The organism is Aeromonas sp. EU05-FHT14A05 (assembly GCF_058791175.1).
In genome coordinates this window covers 20,969-38,811 of record NZ_JBYTDH010000011.1, presented here as the reverse complement: position 1 = coordinate 38,811, position 17,843 = coordinate 20,969, and the positions used below count along the sequence as shown (strand labels likewise).

The window sequence follows — 17,843 nt, the reverse complement described above, 5'->3', positions numbered from 1 at the left end:
CCTTATCTGTCGCAAGAGGCAGAGTCGGGAAGAGGGGGCCTGGCCTGAGTGACGGGCGGCGCGGGCCGCCCGCTCCTTTTGTGATCCGCCGTCAGAGCTTGGCGAGGCGCTTGAGCCTGGCCAGCCGCTCCGCCTCGTTGGCCTGCAGCCAGCCATCCCGCGAGAGCAGGAACCAGGCGCGGGCGAAGTATTCGGGGGCGGCCGGATCGTCCAGCATCAGGCCGTTCTCCCCCAGCTCCTCGAACACATAGCCATCTTCCGGCGCGCTGGCCTCGGCCATGTCGGCTTTCAGCTGGCTCAGCTCGGCCATCGCCTGCTCGTGCAATCCCTGGGCCCGGCTCAGCCGTGCCAGGCTCCAGCGGGCGATAAAGGCCTTGCCCTGGTTGTTGTGCTGCTGGTGCCAGGCCAGGCACTTCTGCTGGCAGGCTCTGGCTTCATCGAGGCGTCCCAGCTCGAACAGGGTCCAACCCTGATTGTTGTAGAGGCTGGGCAGCCAGCCGCGCACCTTATCGTCGGCACTGCGTTCGGCCAGGTCCATGGCCAGTTGATGCCAGCGGCTCTGCTCCTCCAGCGGGGCGGCGATGGCCACCATGTGGGCCGCATCTATGGCGAGTCCTGTCTCCCCCAGCTTGAGCCCGAGTTGCCATCCCTGCTCGAACAGTGTCCTGGCGCTGGCCTTGTCGCCGGCGGAGTTGAAGGTGCGGCCGCGCTCCAGCAAGGCGCGCAGCCGTGCTCGCGGGGTGCTGTCGGTGAGGCGGGGTTCTATCTCGTCGAGCAACTGGTGCGCCTGTGCAAACTGGCGCTGCAGGGAGTGGGTGCGGGCCAGCTGGGTCAGCAGCTCCAGCTCGTATTGCAGGTCGTCCTGCGCCTCTTCGAGCAGGCGTCGAAAACGCAGGGCAGTAGCGGCGGGATCCTGGTAATCCCACTGCGCCATGAAATCGGGCGGATTGTTCATCTGGCCTCCTTGCCGGTTATCCGCCCACCAAGATGCCTGAAGGCCATTGTTTGTACAAGAAAGGGAGAGCCTCTTGAGTCAATGCCAACGGCCAGCCGGTCAGTAGACCATGGCCAGGCTCATCAACATCAGGCCGAGGGCGGCGAAGGCCCCCTCCTTGATGGCCAGGCGCGGCACCAGCGCCTTGGGCAGCGCCGGGAACAGGCAGAGCGCGAAGCCGAGCCCCGGCATCAGCCAGTGAAAGCCGGGGCTGCGCAGGCTCGGGTCTGCTGCCCCATTGATGACGATGAGCAGGATGAAGAGGGTGAAGGCGGGCAGGATAAACCAGCGGGCGTTGCCGGCGGCGACCGCTCGCAGGGGAGAGATGCGATAGAGCACCAGGGTCACGATAAAGAGGACAAGGGGGGCCAGCAGATAGAGGGGGGCCGGGTTCATGATGGGGGTCTCCAGACAACGGGGGTAAGAGTGTAAGCAGCCGGGGCAAGGGATGACCAGCGCCCCGGCCCCGGGCTGTGAGGCCGATCCCAGGGCAAAGGTTTGCCAGGCAAGGGGTCAGCGCAGCCAGAACCAGGCACAGCCAAAGGCCAGCCAGCTCAGCACCAGCAATACCCATGGCAACGGGTGCTGGCGGCTGATCTCGACAAGCTCTATCTCCTGGACCTCTTCCTCCTGCTCGCCCTGCTGTGGCTGTTTCGCCCTGGCTTGCTGCTTCTTCTGGCGGCTCGCCTCCCGGGCCCGCGCCTTCATCTGTTTCTTGTATTCGTCTATGCCCTTCTGAACCCCCTGGGCGATCAGCTGGGTCTGCTCCTTGGTCTGCCCCGGCTTCTGGTTGGCGCGGGCGATTTTCATCGCCTCCTGCTGAGTCTCGGGGGAAATCTTGTCGTACTTTGCCATTCACGGCTCTCCTTGGCATCGATTGGCGGGAAGTATGCCATAACTGTTTCCGGCAGGCTGCCATCCCTGCGGGCGAATTGAGGCGGCAGGCGATTGGTTCGTGATGAAAATATGAGGAGACAGGTTGCGTGGGTGATCACATTTGGCGGAATTTGTGAGTCACCGATGAAAAAGCGTCACATGTTGTTTGTTATATTACCGCCCGATCCTGGATAGGGTCGTCCAATAACAAAATAACAAGGTGATATGGAAATGAATTATAAATTTGTCAAAGGAACTGTCGCGCTGGCCGTGCTGGCCGCGCTGAGTGGCTGTAAAACCTCAAGCAATGAAAGCGTCGCCCCCTGCACCGAAAACGTCTGCAAGCTGACCATTCTGCACACCAATGATACCCACGGTCGTTTCTGGCACAACGACAAGGGCGAATATGGCATGGCCGCCCAGAAGACCCTGGTCGAGCGCCTGCGCGGGGAGGCCAAGGCGGCCGGCAGCGAGGTGCTGGTGCTCTCCGGTGGCGACGTGAACACAGGGGTGCCGGAGTCGGATCTGCAGGATGCCGAGCCGGACTTCATGGCCATGAACAGCATCCGCTACGATGCCATGGCGGTGGGCAACCACGAGTTCGACAACCCCCTGAGCATCCTCGAGAAACAGCGTGAGTGGGCCAAGTTCCCCATGATCTCCGCCAACATCTACGACAAGGCCAGCGGCAAGCGCTACTTCGACCCCTACAAGGTGTTCAAGCTGGAAAACGGCCTCAAGGTCGCCGTGCTGGGCCTGACCACGGAAGACACCGCCCAGCTGGTGGACCCCAACAACGTCCAGACCCTGGAGTTCCGCGATCCGACCACGGAAGCGGCCAGTCTCGGCAAGCAGATCCGCGACGGCAAAGAGGCGAACCTGGTCCTGGCCATTACCCACATGGGTCACTACGAGAATGGCCAGCACGGCAGCAATGCCCCCGGGGATGTGGAGATGGCACGCGCGCTGCCGGCCGGCACCCTGGATGCCATCATTGGCGGTCACTCCCAGAACCCGGTCTGCATGGAGCCGGGCACGCCGGACAAGTACGCCGACTTCAAGCCGGGTGACGACTGCCTGCCGGATCAGCAGAACGGCACCTGGATCATGCAGGCCCACGAGTGGGGCAAGTATGTGGGCCGCGCCCAGTTCGACTACCAGAACGGCAAGCTGACCCTGACCCAGTACGACCTCATCCCGGTCAACCTCAAAGACGCTGGCGGCGCCTTCATTCAGGAAGAGATCACCAAGGATCCCGAGCTCTACAACACCCTGCTCACCTACCAGGAGAAGGGTCAGCAGGAGCTGGGCGTAGTGATAGGCTCCACCGACGGCGTGCTGGACGGCGAGCGTGCCAACGTGCGCAACAAGCAGACCAACCTGGGCCGCCTCATCACCACGGCCACCGCCGAGAAGCTGAGCACCGACTTTGGCATCGTCAACTCGGGCGGGGTACGTGCCTCCATCGCGGCTGGCGACATCAGCTATCGCGACGTGCTGACGGTGCATCCGTTCGGCAACACGGTCAACAAGGCGACCATGAGCGGCAGCGAACTGGCGACCTATCTGGGCCAGGTGGCGACCAAGACGGTCAACACCGGCGGCTATGCCCAGTTTGGTGGCATCAACATGGCGGTGGACTGCCAGGCCAAGAGCGTGACCATTACCAGCGTGGGCGGCAAGGCCTTCGATCCGGCGGCCAGCTACAGCTTCTCCATCCCGAGCTTCAGCGCGGCCGGTGGCGACGGCTATCCGAAGATCAACACCATCAACGCCGGTCTGGTGGATGCCGGGGTATTGAAGGAATATATCGCGGCGAAGAAGACCATACAGGTGGCCGATTATCAGCCGGCCGGCGAGGTCAGCTATGTTAATTCCGCCTCGACGGATGGCTGCAAATAATCCAGCGGCCCTGGACCAATAACAAAAGAGAGGCAGCCATGGCTGCCTCTCTTTTTTATTTTCGAGGTCATCAACAGGGGCTGATGGCGATTATTCCCGGCCCCTCGCAAGGCGGGGGAAATATTTCATGAGCCGCAGTGATGAGTGCGACGGCAATAAAAAGGCGACCCTGAGGTCGCCTTTATCATGCTTGCCGGACGGGCGTGCTTAGAGCTGCTCGATGCCGACGATGTGCCAGGGGGCATTGTCCTTGGCCAGGTTGCGCTCGAGGTGCCACACCTCCTTGATGTCCTCCTCGACCTGCTCCTGACGGTCCATGTAGCGACCGCTGAAGCGCACGCTGACCTGGGCCCAGTCGCTGCCGTAATCGGCACGCACCAGCTGGGTGTCCACATACATCACCTCGGTGTGCTGCTCGCCGGTCAGTTCGGCGCGCTCTGCCTGGAGGTGCTGGAACAGTTCCGGGCTCACGTACTCCCGTACCTTCTCCAGATCGTTCTTGTTCCAGGCCTCTTGCAGGGTGCGATAGTGATCGCGGGCACCGGACAGGAAACCGTTCATGTCAAAGCCTGGCGGCAGGCGGAAGGGGACGTCGCTGTCGGCAAAGCCGGTCGCCTGCGGGGCGCCGTGGCTCTGTTCGAACTGCTGCGGCGCCGACGGTGGCTGGTAGCCCGCATAGGCCGCCTGGGGTGGGGTCGCCGCCGCCTTGTTCTTGCGCAGGGCGCGGATCAGGAACACGGCACCGAGCGCCAACAGGGCGATCAGCAGGAAGTCCATGCCCTGCAGGCCTTCGAAGGCGCCGCTGCCCAGCAGGTAGGCGAACAGGCCACCGGCCAGCAGGCCGCCCAGCAGACCACCCATCATGCCGCTCTTCTTGGGCGCCGCAGCCAGGGTCGGGTTCTTGCCATTCACGGGAGCTGCAGTCGGAGCCGGTTGGGCCGGTGCCGTCTTGTAGCTCTTGCCAAAGGATTTGCCGCCACCAAATTTCTTGGCCTCGGCTATGGGTGCCCCAAGGCCGATGGCCAGGATCACGGCAAACAGGGTCAGCATCTTTTTCATTTTGACTCTTTCACTCTCATGTAGGTGGGGGCATGCTCTGCTTGTGCAAGCTCAGCGAGGCGCATGGCAGGCTGCCGGTCCCTTTTTGTGTTGCAGCTTGCGGGTATGATTAACATGTCTGGCATGAATTATTCATGAACAGATTGCCCCTCCCGGGGGCGCCAAGGAGGATCACCATGAGAAACAGACGACCGAGTCGTTCGGTGCGCAGGCTGCGCAACAAGCTCAAATCCAAGGCGAAGGATCAGACCCTGGTCTGGCCCTTCCTCGTGCTGTGAGGGGCAAGGAGGTCCCCAGGAGCCGATGAGCCGGCCACCCGAAGGCAGGCTGGCCACCGGATGAGGTGAATAGCGCGCATTAGCGCTCGCGATGGCGGGGTTTCTTTTGTAAAATTCCCGTCCCCTTCCCGCTGCGGTTTTTATGTGTATGGCAGAGCAAGTGACGGCGAAAAAAGACGCCAAGACACAACAGCTGAAAGTTCCCCCCCACTCTTTTGAGGCCGAGCAGTCCGTACTGGGCGGCCTGATGCTGGACAACGAGGCCTGGGATCGGGTGGCCGAGCGGGTGATCGACAAGGATTTCTACAGCCGTCCCCACCGCCTGATCTTCCAGGCCATGACCCGCCTCTCCAATGCGGGCAACCCCATCGATCTCATCACCTTGCAGGAGGAGCTGGAGCGCTCCGAGCAGCTGGAAGAGTCCGGTGGCTTCGCCTATCTGGTGGAGATCGCCAAGAACACCCCGAGCGCCGCCAACATCAATGCCTACGCCGAAATCGTGCGTGAGCGGGCCGTGGTTCGGGAGATGATCTCGGTCGCCAACGAGATAGTCGAAGCGGGTTACGAGCCCCAGGGCCGCACCTCCGGCGATCTGCTGGATCTGGCCGAGAGCAAGGTGTTCCAGATTGCCGAGCAGCGCTCCAGCGCCAACGAGGGCCCTCAGCCTCTGAAGCTCATTCTGGAGCAGACGGTCGACAAGATTGAGGAGCTGTTCAAGACCCCTCACAACGGGGTGACCGGGGTCTCCAGCGGTTATGGGGATCTCGACAAGATGACCGCCGGCCTGCAGCGCTCGGACCTCATCATAGTCGCGGCCCGTCCCTCCATGGGCAAGACCACCTTTGCCATGAACCTGTGCGAGCACGCGGCCCTCACCGCCGACAAGCCGGTGCTGATCTTCTCCCTCGAGATGCCCTCCGAGCAGATCATCATGCGTATGCTCGCCTCGGTGGGGCGCATCGACCAGACCAAGGTGCGGACCGGCCAGCTCGACGACGAAGACTGGGCGCGCCTCTCCTCCACCATGGGGCTCTTGCTCGAGAAGGGCAAGATGTACATAGATGACGCCTCCGGCCTGACCCCGACCGACGTGCGCTCCCGTGCCCGGCGCATCGCCCGCGAGCACGGCGGCCTCTCGATGATCATGATCGACTACCTGCAGCTGATGCGGGTACCGGCGCTCTCTGACAACAGAACCCTGGAGATCGGTGAAATCTCCCGCTCCCTCAAGGCCCTGGCGAAGGAGCTGCAATGCCCTGTGGTGGCGCTCTCCCAGCTGAACCGAAGCCTGGAGCAGCGTGCCGACAAGCGGCCGGTCAACTCGGATCTGCGGGAATCCGGCTCCATCGAGCAGGACGCGGATTTGATCATGTTCATCTACCGCGACGAGGTGTATCACGACGACAGTCCCGACAAGGGGATCGCCGAGATCATCATCGGCAAGCAGCGTAATGGCCCCATAGGTCGGGTGCGCCTCACCTTCCAGGGCCAGTTCTCCCGGTTCGACAACTACGCCGGTCCGGCGTTTGACGATGACTACTAAGCGGGAGCGAACCGCTCCCAGATGACAAGACACAGTTTTCCCGGTTCGACAATTCTGCCGGTCCGGCCTTAGACGATGACTATCAAGGGATGACACCACTCGGTGCCTGGCGCAGGTGCGCCATCATGCCCTCGTAAGGGAAAACAGATGAAAGCGGCTATTGCCCAAATCGATACCTCGGCCCTGCGCCACAACCTCGCCGTGGTCAAGCGCCACGCGCCTTCCTGCAAGATCATCGCCGTGGTCAAGGCCAACGCCTATGGCCATGGCCTGCTGCCGGTGGCCCGCACCCTGGTGGATGCGGACGCCTATGCGGTGGCCCGCATCGAGGAGGCGCTGATGCTGCGCTCCTGCGCCGTGGTCAAACCCATAGTGCTGCTGGAGGGCTTCTTCTCGAGCGCCGATCTGCCGGTGCTGGCGGCCAACAACCTGCAGACCGCGGTGCACACCTGGGAGCAGCTCGAGGCCCTGGAGCAGGCGGAGCTGCCGGCCCCCGTGGTGGCCTGGCTCAAGCTCGACACCGGCATGCACCGGCTCGGGGTGCGGGCCGAGGAGATGCCCGCCTTTATCGAGCGGCTCGGCAGGTGCAAGAACGTGGTGCAGCCGTTCAACGTCATGACCCACTTCAGCCGCTCAGATGAGCTGGAGCAATCCACCACTCGCGAGCAGATCGACTTGTTCAGCAAGTTGACCGCCCCCCTCAAGGGCGAGCGTGCCATGGCGAATTCGGCGGGCATCCTGGCCTGGCCGGACTCCCACTGCGACTGGGTGCGTCCCGGCGTCATCCTCTACGGCGTCTCCCCCTTCCCGAACACGGTGGCGGCGGATTACGACCTCAAGCCGGTGATGACTCTCAAAACACAACTCATCGCGGTGCGGGATCACAAGGCGGGGGAGCCGGTGGGCTATGGCGCGAACTGGGTGTCGACCCGGGATACCCGGCTCGGCGTCATCGCCATCGGCTATGGCGACGGTTATCCGCGCATGGCACCCAACGGCACCTCCGTGCTGGTCAATGGCCGCATTGTGCCCCTGGTGGGCCGGGTCTCCATGGACATGACCACGGTGGATCTCGGCCCTGACGCCACCGACAAGGCCGGTGACGAGGCCGTGCTCTGGGGCGAGGGCTTGCCGGTGGAGCGGGTCGCCGAGGAGATAGGCACCATTCCTTACGAACTGATCACCAAGCTGACGTCCAGAGTGTTTATGGAGTACGTTTAACCCTTTGACTTGGGATGGCGGCCGAGGAGACAGGCACAACCTTCTCCCTACGAGCTGATCACCAAGCTGACGTCCAGAGTGTTTATGGAGTACGTTTAACCCTTTGACTTGGGATGGCGGCCGAGGAGATAGGCACAACCTTCTCCCTACGAGCTCATCACCAAGCTCACCTCCCGGGTGTTTATGGAGTACGTTTAACCCCCCTCATCCCCAGCCCTTCTCCCGCGAGGGGAGAAGGGAGAACAAGAAGGCCGCCCCGACAAGGGCGGCCTTTTTCATGCGCGTGTTCCGTGGACGAAAGAACAAGCCCCGCATAAGCGGGGCCTGGGTTTTCAGTTACTGCGTGGCGCTTAGCCTATGGTCATCAGGCTGGCGTTGCCACCGGCGGCGGCGGTGTTGACCGAGAGGGCGTGCTCGATCAGCAGTCGCTCCAGGGGGATGTCGGTCTCGCCACGGTGCAGGCCGTGCACGCCGACGATGGCACCAGCACGGGCGGCGGCCAGCTTGGCCACTTCCCGCAGCTGATCCGAGTCACCGTGGTGCAGCAGGGCATCGAAGCCGACCTCGCTGCTGGCCCAGTCCGCAACCAGCTGGATACGCGCCTGTACCTCGCCGGGCAGGCTGGTCAGCAGGGTGCGGTTCTGGGCATTGTCCTGCCACAGCACCTCTGTCCCGACTGCCAGACAGGCCGCCAGCTGGGCCAGCAGATCCGTTTTGGCTTCTTTATCGTCTGCGGCCAGACAGAGCACCCGCTCCCGGGGCAGCAGGCTGTAGCTGTTGCGCTCGCCGGTGGGGCCGACCAGCAGCTGGGTCAGGCCGCTCAGCGCCAGCTCGCCGTAGCGATCGCACAGGGCCACCAGTGCCGGGGCCTGCTTGCCCGCCCAGCCACGCAAGGCCAGCAGCGCCGGTTTGGCGGCCTCGGCTTGCGGGGTTGCGCCCGGCTCCTGGCGAAGCTGGCTGGTCACCGCCTCCTGCGGACGTGCCCCGAGCAGACGGTACATGTAGAGCGGACCACCCGCCTTGGGACCCGTGCCGGAGAGCCCTTCGCCGCCGAACGGCTGCACCCCGACCACGGCGCCCACTATGTTGCGGTTGACGTAGAGGTTGCCGACCTTGGCGGTGTTGACCACCTGGGCTATGGTCTCGTCGATCCGGGTATGGACCCCCAGGGTCAGGCCGTAGCCGCTGTCGTTGATCTGCGCGAGCAGCTCGCCGAGTTTGGCACGGGGATAGCGCACCAGGTGCAGCACGGGGCCGAACACCTCCGGGCCCAGCTCGTCCAGGCTGTCGAGCTCGATGAGCGTCGGCAGCACGAAGGTGCCGCGGTTGCAGGCGCCCTCTTGGGTGCGGGCAATCTGGTGCACCCGGCGACCCTTGTCCCCCATGGCCTTGATGTGGCGCTCTATGTTGGCCTTGGCCTCGGCGTCGATGACAGGGCCTATGTCGGTGGAGAGGTGCTCCGGGCTGCCGACCTTGTACTCGGCCATGGCCCCCTTGAGCATGCGGATCACCCGCTCGGCGACGTCGTCCTGCACGCACAGCACCCGCAGGGCGGAGCAGCGCTGACCGGCACTGTCGAACGCCGAGGAGATGACGTCCATCACCACCTGCTCGGTGAGGGCGGAAGAGTCGACGATCATGGCGTTCTGGCCGCCGGTCTCGGCGATGAGGGGAATGGTGCGGCCCTGGGCGTCGAGACGACCGGCCAGGTTGCGGGAGATGATGCCCGCCACCTCGGTGGAGCCGGTGAACATGACGCCGCGCACTCGTTCGTCCGCGATGAGCGCCGCACCCACGGTTTCACCCCGGCCCGGCAGCAGTTGTACCGCACCGGCGGGGACGCCGGCCTCACGCAGGATGCGCACCGCCTGCGCCGCGATCAGGGGGGTCTGCTCGGCAGGCTTGGCGAGCACCGTATTGCCGGCCGCGAGCGCCGCGCACACCTGGCCGCTGAAGATGGCCAGCGGGAAGTTCCAGGGGCTGATGCAGACCACGGGGCCGAGCGGTCTGTGACTCTCGTTGGCGAAGTGGTTGCGCGCCTGGGCGGCGTAGTAGCGCAGGAAGTCCACCGCCTCGCGCACCTCGGCGATGGCGTTGGCGAAGGTCTTGCCGGACTCGCGCACCAGCAGGCCCATCAGGGGTTGCAGCTCGGATTCCATCAGATCGGCGGCGCGCTCCAGCACGGCGGCACGCTCGGCCGGCGGGGTGGATTGCCAGATCTGGCCGCTGGCCAGGGCGCAGGCCAGAGCCTTGTCCACCAGCTCTACCGTGGCTTCGCTCACCTGGCCGACGACGTCGCGGTGATCCGCCGGGTTGACCACCTGCTGGAACTCGGTCGGCGCCGGCACCTCGGTACCCAACATGGGCAGGGCCTGATAGACGGTGTTGGTGCTGGCGAGCAGGGCGGCGGACAGAGAACCGAGTCTGTGCTCGTTCGCGAGGTCGAGGCCGGCGGAGTTCGGGCGCGCCTCGCCGTACAGCTCACGGGGCAGGGGAATGCGCGGGTGGGGCAGGCCCAGGTTGCCTTCACGGGCGGCCATCTGCTCGATCTGCTGTACCGGATCCTGCACCAGATCCTGCAGGGAGATGCTGTTGTCCGCGATGCGGTTGACGAAGGAGGTGTTGGCCCCGTTCTCCAGCAGGCGGCGCACCAGGTAGGCGAGCAGGGTCTCGTGGCTGCCGACCGGTGCATAGATGCGGCAGGGGCGACCCAGCTTGCCGTCGGCCACTTTGCCGACCACCTGCTCGTAGAGCGGCTCACCCATGCCGTGCAGGCACTGGAACTCGTACTGGCCCGGGTAGTAGTTCTGCCCCGCCAGCTGGTAGATGGCCGACAGGGAATGGGCGTTGTGTGTGGCGAACTGGGGATAGATGGACTCGGGCACCGCCAGCAGCTTGCGGGCGCAGGCGAGATAGGAGACGTCCGTGTAGGGCTTGCGGGTATAGACCGGATAGCCTTCGAGGCCGTCCTGCTGGGCGCGCTTGATCTCGCTGTCCCAGTAGGCGCCCTTCACCAGCCGGATCATCAGGCGGTGACGGCTGCGCTTGGCGAGATCGATGACGTAGTCGATCACATAGGGGCAGCGCTTCTGATAGGCCTGGATGACGAAGCCGATGCCGTTCCAGTCCGCGAGAGACGGGTCGAAGCAGAGCTTCTCCAGCAGGTCGAGGGAGATCTCCAGCCGATCGGCCTCCTCGGCGTCTATGTTGATGCCGATGTCGTACTGCCTGGCGAGCTGGGTCAGCCCCAGCAGGGTGGGGTAGAGCTCCTCCATGACGCGATCGTACTGGGCGCGGCTGTAGCGCGGGTGCAGGGCGGAGAGCTTGATGGAGATGCCCGGGCCCTCATAGATGCCGCGGCCATGGGAGGCCTTGCCGATGGCGTGGATGGCCTGCTCGTAGGAGGCGAGATAGCGTTTGGCGTCCTCCTCGGTGAGGGCCGCTTCCCCCAGCATGTCGTAGGAGTAGCGGAAGCCCCTGTTTTCCATGTTGCCCGCGTTCGCCAGCGCCTCGGCTATGGTCTCGCCGGTGACGAACTGCTCCCCCATCAGGCGCATCGCCATGTCCACACCCTTGCGGATCAGCGGCTCGCCGCCCTTGCCGATCAGCCCCTTGAGGGAGCTGTTGAGGCCTGCTTCGTTGTGGGTGGCCACCAGCTTGCCGGTGATGAGCAGGCCCCAGGAGGCGGCGTTGACGAACAGGGAGGCGCTCTGGCCCAGATGCTGGCTCCAGTTGCCACCGCTTATCTTGTCGCGGATCAGGGCATCGCGGGTCGCCTTGTCGGGGATGCGCAGCAGCGCCTCCGCCAGACACATCAAGGCCACCCCTTCCTGGGAGGAGAGGGAGAACTCCTGCAGCAGCCCCTGCACCAGGCCCTGACGGCCGCTGGCGCTCTTCTGGTTGCGCAGCTTCTCGGCGATGCTCATGGCGAGCTTCTGGGTGGCCTCGGCCTTCTCTTTGGGCAGGCGGGCCTGCTCCAGCAGCATGGGCACGGCCTCGGTCTCGGGGCGGCGATAGGCGGAGGTGATGGCGGCACGCAGCACGGACTGCGGCAAGATGCTCTCGGCAAACTCGAGGAAGACCTGGATCCCCTGCTCGGTCAGGGTCTCGATGGCCTCTTCCCCGGCGGCAGCGGCCAGACCGGACTGCTCGGGCGGGGTCAGGCCGCGCTCCAGCTGCTCCAGATAGGTGAAGATCGCCTGCTTGATCAGCCAGTGGGGGGTGCGATCCAGGGTCTGGGCGGCCTGCTTGAGACGGTCGCGGGTCGCTTCATCGAGTTTAACACCGAGGGTGGTAGTGGCCATGGGACTTCCTGTGTCTAGAAGGTAACAATATTACCGGATGGTTAAATTTTGCCGAGAATGGCGCAACCAGGTGCAACCTTCAAGCAAGAAATTTTAATGTCCTGGCTACATTGTTGAATTCTTCTATGCCAAATGGCTCGGCAGATTGAGCATGAAAATAGGGCTGGATACAGCTTTTCACCGAAATATTAATGGGTTGTATGCATGTTTCTGGAATGGGCAGCTGGGTGCAACCTTTGGTGTATCCGGGTTGCTCTTTTTTCATGAAATATCAGCCAGGTACTCATGGGGAAACGGGTAAGACCGCCGCTGTGGACTCACGGGTGTACTGATCAACCCGGGTGGCGTTGGCTCTTCTATGCTGATAGCTGGCCTCGAAATCCGCTATCAATGACTAGGGAGATCAACATGGCGCGTGTCAGTACCTATCTCAATTTTGCCCGGGAGACGGAGGCGGCTTTCCTGTTCTACCGCGAGGTGTTCGGCGGCGAGTTCAACGGCCCCATCCACAGATTCAAGGAGTCCCCCGGCTGCCCGGGCCAGCCGCCTCTATCGGAGGAGGATGGCGATCTGGTGATGCATGTGGAGCTCGCCATCCTCGGGGGACACGTGCTGATGGGCACGGACGCCCCCGCCAGCATGGGGTTCACCCTGGTGCAGGGCAACAACAGCTACCTCAACCTGGAGCCGGACAGCCGGGCCGAGACCGACCGTCTGTTTGCGGCCCTGGGGGAGGGCGGCCAGGTGGAGATGCCGTTGCAGGAGATGTTCTGGGGCGACTATTTCGGTTCTCTGGTGGACAGGTTCGGCACCCGCTGGATGTTCAACTGCCAGAGCAAGAGCTGAGCCCTTACCTGTGAATGAGAAGGGGCGCCGCGGCGCCCCTTCTGTTTATCTGTGCCCCAAATCAGAGCCTTATTTGTTCCTTCCCGCCATCTCGCCGGGAAGGAGCCAGACATCGGACTTCCGGGGGCCGAGATGGCCCAAGGCCACTTGGCTTATGGCTGCCGTCCCACCATCTGGGCAGGCACCGGCATCTGACTCCCAGAGGGCTGAGATGGCTTATGGCTGCCGTCCCACCATGTCGGCCGGCACCACCCAGGCATCGAACTGCTCTGCGCTGAGGTGGCCGGAGGCGATGGCCGCCTCCCGCAGACTGAGCCCCTCATGGTGGGCCCGCTTGGCGATCTCTGCTGCCTTGTCATAGCCGATGTGGGGGTTGAGGGCCGTCACCAGCATCAGGGAGCGGGCCAGCAACTCGTCGATGCGCGCCCGGTTCGCAGCGATGCCGACGGCGCAGTGGTAGTTGAAGCTCTTCATGCCGTCCGCCAAGAGCCGCACGCTCTGCAGGAAGTTGTAGGCGATCATGGGTCTGAACACGTTGAGCTCGAAGTTGCCGCTGGCCCCGCCGATGTTGATGGCCACGTCGTTGCCCATCACCTGGGCGCAGAGCATGGTGAGCGCCTCGCTCTGGGTCGGGTTGACCTTGCCCGGCATGATGGAGGAGCCGGGTTCGTTCTCCGGGATGCTGAGCTCCCCGAGCCCGCTGCGGGGGCCGCTCGCCAGCCAGCGCACGTCGTTGGCGATCTTCATCAGGCTGGCCGCGAGGGTCTTGAGGGCGCCATGGGCATGGACCTGGGCATCGCTCGCCGCCAGGGCCTCGAACTTGTTGGGGGCGCTCACCAGGGGCAAGCCGGTCTGCTCGGCCAGGGTGTTGGCCACCGCCTCGGCAAAGCCGGGGGGGCAGTTCAGACCGGTGCCGACAGCGGTGCCGCCGAGCGCCAGCTCACACAGATGGGGCAGGGCGGCAGCGAGGTGACGCTCCCCCTGCGCGATCTGGGCGACCCAGCCGGAGATCTCCTGACCCAGGGTGAGGGGGGTGGCGTCCTGCAAATGGGTGCGGCCAATCTTGACAAGGTCGTCGAAGGCGGCGGCCTTGTCGGCGAGGGTGTTTTTCAGGGTAACGAGAGCCGGCAGCAACTGGCCGGTGATGGCGGTGACCGCCGCCAGGTTCATGGCGCTCGGGAAGACATCGTTGCTGGACTGGCTCTTGTTCACCTCGTCGTTGGGGTGCACCAGCCGCGCCTCTCCCCGCGCGCCGCCCAGCAGCTCGCTGGCCCGGTTCGCCAGCACCTCGTTGAGGTTCATGTTGGTCTGGGTGCCTGAGCCGGTCTGCCACACCATCAGGGGAAACTCGGCGTCGTGCAGGCCGCACAGCACCTCGTCGGCGGCGGCCATGATGGCCTGGGCCTTGCGAGCGGGCAGCAGCCCCAGGGCATGGTTCACCCTGGCGCAGGCGGACTTGATGCGGGCGAGGGCATGGATGATCTCCATGGGCTGGCGCTCTCCCGAGATGTTGAAGTGGTGCAGGGAGCGCTGGGTCTGGGCCCCCCAGAGCCGCGCCGCCGGGACGGCTATCTCCCCCAGACTGTCCCGCTCCATCCTGATATCCATGACATTTCTCCTGCCGTTGAGGTGGTGCTCCCCAGCATGAACCCAAACGGCGGCCGGGGCCAGCTTGCATATGTCGGCTCATGGCTTATAATAAGCAAAGCTTACTATATAGGTTGCATGCTATGAACAAACAACCCGACTCCCTCGGCTTCCTGATCGGTGACGTGCAGCGTCTGATGCGCCGCCAGTTCCAGCAGCAGCTGGAAGGCAGCTGTCTGACCCTGGCCCAGGCCCGCGCCCTGGTGCATATCGCGCGCAGCGAGGGGATCCGTCAGGTGGAGCTGGCCGACGGCCTGGATATCCAGCCCATCACCCTGGCCCGCCAGCTGGATCAGCTGGCCGAGAACGGCCTGGTGGAGCGGCGCAGCGATCCCAGCGACCGCCGGGCCTATCAGCTCTACCTGACCGAGGCCGCGACCCCCTATCTGGCGATGATCAAGCAGGCGTCCGATCTGGTGCATCAGCGCGCCATCGGCGAGTTGGGGGAGGAGGCGACGGACGCGCTCTGCCACTCCCTCAAGATCCTGCGCGCCAACCTCTCTCATCCCTGATGTCTCATTTTGACGCAACACACAGCGGAGCGATTTTATGACCACTGACTCACCCTCCTCCCCCCGTCCCAGGATGAACCGGCGCCGTACCCGCCTGCTGTTGCTGGTGGTGGTACCGGCACTGGCCCTGGTCGGGGCGGGCGCAATCTATCTTCATGGCGGACGCTATGTGGAGACCGACAATGCCTATGTGAAGGCGGACAAGGTGCCCATCAGCACCGAGGTGTTGGGCCGGGTGGCCAAGGTGTTCGTCGCCGAAAACCAGCAGGTCAAGGCCGGCCAGCCGCTGTTCGAGCTGGACCCCGAGTCCTTCCGGGTTGCCGTGACCAAGGCCGAGGCCGAACTCGCCAAGGTGCGCACCGATCTGGTGGCGCTGCAGACCAGCTATCGCGGTCAGCAGGCCGAGATCGACGTGGCCCGCACTCGCCATGCCTATGCCCTGAAGGAGGAGCGTCGCCAGGCGGATCTGGTGGCCAGGCACTTCACCTCCACCGCCAACTACGATGATGCCCGCCAGCTCACCATACAGACTGCCCAGCAGCAGGTGGCGCTGGAGGAGGGGCTCAGGAAGATCGAAGCCTCCCTGAACGGGGACGTGAACCTGCCGGTGGAGCAGCAACCCGCCTATCGGGAAGCCGCCGCCGGTCTGGCCAAGGCCAGGCTGGATCTGGCCCGCACCACCATCTATGCCCCCGCCAACGGCATCGCCAGCCAGCTGCCCAAGCCCGGCCAGTACAGCCTGGTGGGCATGACCGCCATGATGCTGGTGGAGACGGACACCCCCTGGGTGGAGGCGAACTTCACCGAGACAGAGCTGACCCATGTGCAGCCGGGCCAGCGGGTCGACATCAGCGTGGACACCTACCCGGACGCCCGCTGGCACGGGGTGGTGGAGAGCCTGAGTCCGGCCACCGGCTCCGAGTTTTCGGTGATCCCGGCCCAGAACGCCACCGGCAACTGGGTCAAGATAGCCCAGCGCGTCGCGGTGCGGATCAAGCTGGACGAGGGGGCGGATCTGCCGACCCTGCGCGCCGGGCTGAGCGCCACCGCCGAAATCGATACCGGTCACCAGCGCACTCTGCCCGGCTTGTCAGGTCGAGGTTGATATGACGACAGCAGCCACAGAGGAGGCAGGCCAAGTCTCCCGCCGCACCTTCATCACACTGTCGGTGATGCTGGCCACCATCATGCAGGCGCTGGACACCACCATAGCCAACGTGGCCCTGCCCCACATGCAGGGGGCCATGGGGGCGACCCAGGATCAGATCTCCTGGGTGCTCACCTCCTACATAGTCGCGGCCGCCATCTTCATGCCACTGACCGGCTTTATCTCGGCAAGAATTGGCCGCAAAAGACTGTTCATGTGGTCGGTGGCGGGCTTTACCGTCGCCTCCATGCTGTGCGGCGCGGCCCAGAGCCTGGATCAGATAGTGCTGTTCCGCCTGCTGCAGGGGATCTTCGGCGCCAGCCTGGTGCCCCTCTCCCAGGCGGTGCTGCTCGACACCTATCCGCCGGAGAAGCACGGCTCCGCCATGGCGATGTGGGGCATAGGGGTCATGGTGGGCCCCATCCTGGGCCCGTCGCTGGGGGGCTGGCTCACCGAGTACTACAACTGGCGCTGGGTCTTCTACATCAATCTGCCGTTCGGTCTGCTGGCCTGGTTCGGGCTTGCCGCCTTCATCGAGGAGACCAGGATAGACGCCAGTCGCCGCTTCGATCTGCTGGGCTTCGCCCTGCTGAGCCTGGGCATAGGGGCGTTGCAGATGGCGCTGGACAGAGGGGAGTCCCAGAACTGGTTCGCCAGCCGGGAGATAGTCATCGAGACCGTCATGATGGTGATGGCGTTCTATCTCTTCGTGGTGCACATCTTCACCCACCCCCATCCCTACATAGAGCCGGCCCTGTTCAAGGATCGCAACTTCAGCGTGGGCCTGGTGTTCATCTTCATCGTCGGCATCATACTGCTGGCGACCATGACGCTGCTGCCCCCCTTCATGCAGGGGCTGATGGGCTACCCGGTGATCGACGTCGGCTACCTGCTGGCACCGCGCGGGGTCGGCACCATGTTCGCCATGATGCTGGTGGGCAGGCTGTCGGGTCGGGTGGATGTGCGCATCCTGATCCTGCTTGGGCTGCTGCTCACCAGCTTCTCCATGTGGGAGATGACCCTGTTCAACACCGACATCGGCAGCTGGGACATAGTGCGCACCGGCATAGTCCAGGGGCTGGGGCTCGGCTTCATCTTCGTGCCGCTCTCCACCATCACTTTCGCGACCCTGGCGCCGCGCTTCCGCAACGAGGGCACGGCGCTGTTCAGCCTGGTGCGCAACATCGGCAGCAGCATCGGCATCTCGGTGGTGATCACCTACCTGGCCCAGCGCACCCAGATGAACCACGAGGTGTTCGCCTCCTACATCAATCCCTTCAATGCCGGTCTGCAGCAGGGGATGGGGACGGCGGCGCTGATCACCCCCAAGGGGCTCGCCATGCTCAACGGCGAGGTGACCCGCCAGGCCAGCCTGCTCGCCTACCTGCAGGACTTCCGTCTGATGATGTGGGTCAGCCTGTGCGCCATTCCGCTGGTGTTGCTGCTAAAGGCCCCCAAACGCGGCGGCAAGGAGGCGCTGGCGATCCTGGAGTAGGGCATCACCCCGGCGCGAG

Annotated in this window: 13 protein-coding genes; 7 read left to right on the top strand and 6 right to left on the bottom strand. The window is 64.2% G+C overall.

Annotated features, from left to right (window positions below):
* Positions 1-91 precede the first annotated feature (91 nt).
* The 3 genes from AC3WR3_RS15490 to AC3WR3_RS15480 form a co-directional block, all read right to left on the bottom strand.
* Positions 92-955: a tetratricopeptide repeat protein gene (locus AC3WR3_RS15490; RefSeq protein ID WP_492292248.1), complete on the bottom strand. Its 864-nt coding sequence runs from the start codon at positions 953-955 to the stop codon at positions 92-94.
* Positions 956-1,054: 99 nt separating this feature from the next.
* Positions 1,055-1,390: a hypothetical protein gene (locus tag AC3WR3_RS15485; RefSeq protein WP_043132774.1), complete on the bottom strand. Its 336-nt coding sequence runs from the start codon at positions 1,388-1,390 to the stop codon at positions 1,055-1,057.
* A gap of 117 nt (positions 1,391-1,507) precedes the next feature.
* Positions 1,508-1,849: a DUF2956 domain-containing protein gene (locus AC3WR3_RS15480; RefSeq protein ID WP_492292247.1), complete on the bottom strand. Its 342-nt coding sequence runs from the start codon at positions 1,847-1,849 to the stop codon at positions 1,508-1,510.
* A 252-nt stretch (positions 1,850-2,101) separates the two neighbouring features.
* Here AC3WR3_RS15480 and ushA point away from each other — a divergent pair, with 252 nt between their 5' ends.
* Entirely contained in the window at positions 2,102-3,772 is a 1,671-nt protein-coding gene (gene ushA, locus AC3WR3_RS15475; RefSeq protein WP_247627158.1) for a bifunctional UDP-sugar hydrolase/5'-nucleotidase UshA, read from the top strand.
* A gap of 207 nt (positions 3,773-3,979) precedes the next feature.
* Here ushA and AC3WR3_RS15470 read toward each other — a convergent pair whose 3' ends face one another.
* The gene (locus AC3WR3_RS15470) at positions 3,980-4,831 is read right to left on the bottom strand and encodes a Tim44 domain-containing protein (protein ID WP_139434945.1); all 852 of its coding nucleotides are present in this window, start codon (positions 4,829-4,831) and stop codon (positions 3,980-3,982) included.
* Between the two features lie 426 nt (positions 4,832-5,257).
* On the opposite strand from AC3WR3_RS15470, the gene dnaB reads away from it, so the two are divergent.
* Both dnaB and alr read left to right on the top strand, forming a co-directional pair.
* Positions 5,258-6,652 (top strand): replicative DNA helicase, encoded by a 1,395-nt coding sequence (gene dnaB, locus AC3WR3_RS15465; protein ID WP_005330482.1) that lies wholly within the window; start codon positions 5,258-5,260, stop codon positions 6,650-6,652.
* Between the two features lie 147 nt (positions 6,653-6,799).
* On the top strand, positions 6,800-7,873 hold the full coding sequence (alr, locus tag AC3WR3_RS15460) for an alanine racemase (RefSeq protein ID WP_182786200.1): 1,074 nt from the start codon (positions 6,800-6,802) through the stop codon (positions 7,871-7,873).
* Between the two features lie 350 nt (positions 7,874-8,223).
* Here alr and putA read toward each other — a convergent pair whose 3' ends face one another.
* On the bottom strand, positions 8,224-12,177 hold the full coding sequence (gene putA, locus AC3WR3_RS15455; RefSeq protein WP_492292246.1) for a trifunctional transcriptional regulator/proline dehydrogenase/L-glutamate gamma-semialdehyde dehydrogenase: 3,954 nt from the start codon (positions 12,175-12,177) through the stop codon (positions 8,224-8,226).
* A 408-nt stretch (positions 12,178-12,585) separates the two neighbouring features.
* On the opposite strand from putA, the gene AC3WR3_RS15450 reads away from it, so the two are divergent.
* Positions 12,586-13,023, top strand: coding sequence for a VOC family protein (locus AC3WR3_RS15450; RefSeq protein ID WP_202047058.1), 438 nt, complete (start codon positions 12,586-12,588; stop codon positions 13,021-13,023).
* A gap of 216 nt (positions 13,024-13,239) precedes the next feature.
* On the opposite strand, the gene fumC is transcribed toward AC3WR3_RS15450, so the two are convergent.
* Positions 13,240-14,631: a class II fumarate hydratase gene (gene fumC, locus AC3WR3_RS15445; RefSeq protein WP_492292245.1), complete on the bottom strand. Its 1,392-nt coding sequence runs from the start codon at positions 14,629-14,631 to the stop codon at positions 13,240-13,242.
* Between the two features lie 122 nt (positions 14,632-14,753).
* Between fumC and AC3WR3_RS15440 the strand changes: the two genes are divergently transcribed.
* The 3 genes from AC3WR3_RS15440 to AC3WR3_RS15430 are packed head-to-tail and all read left to right on the top strand — an operon-like array spanning position 14,754 to position 17,824.
* Positions 14,754-15,182, top strand: coding sequence for a MarR family winged helix-turn-helix transcriptional regulator (locus AC3WR3_RS15440; protein ID WP_139434935.1), 429 nt, complete (start codon positions 14,754-14,756; stop codon positions 15,180-15,182).
* A gap of 37 nt (positions 15,183-15,219) precedes the next feature.
* Positions 15,220-16,287, top strand: a complete 1,068-nt coding sequence (locus tag AC3WR3_RS15435; protein WP_492292244.1) for an HlyD family secretion protein — start codon at positions 15,220-15,222, stop codon at positions 16,285-16,287.
* Position 16,288: 1 nt separating this feature from the next.
* Entirely contained in the window at positions 16,289-17,824 is a 1,536-nt protein-coding gene (locus tag AC3WR3_RS15430; protein ID WP_247627153.1) for a DHA2 family efflux MFS transporter permease subunit, read from the top strand.
* Positions 17,825-17,843 lie beyond the last annotated feature (19 nt).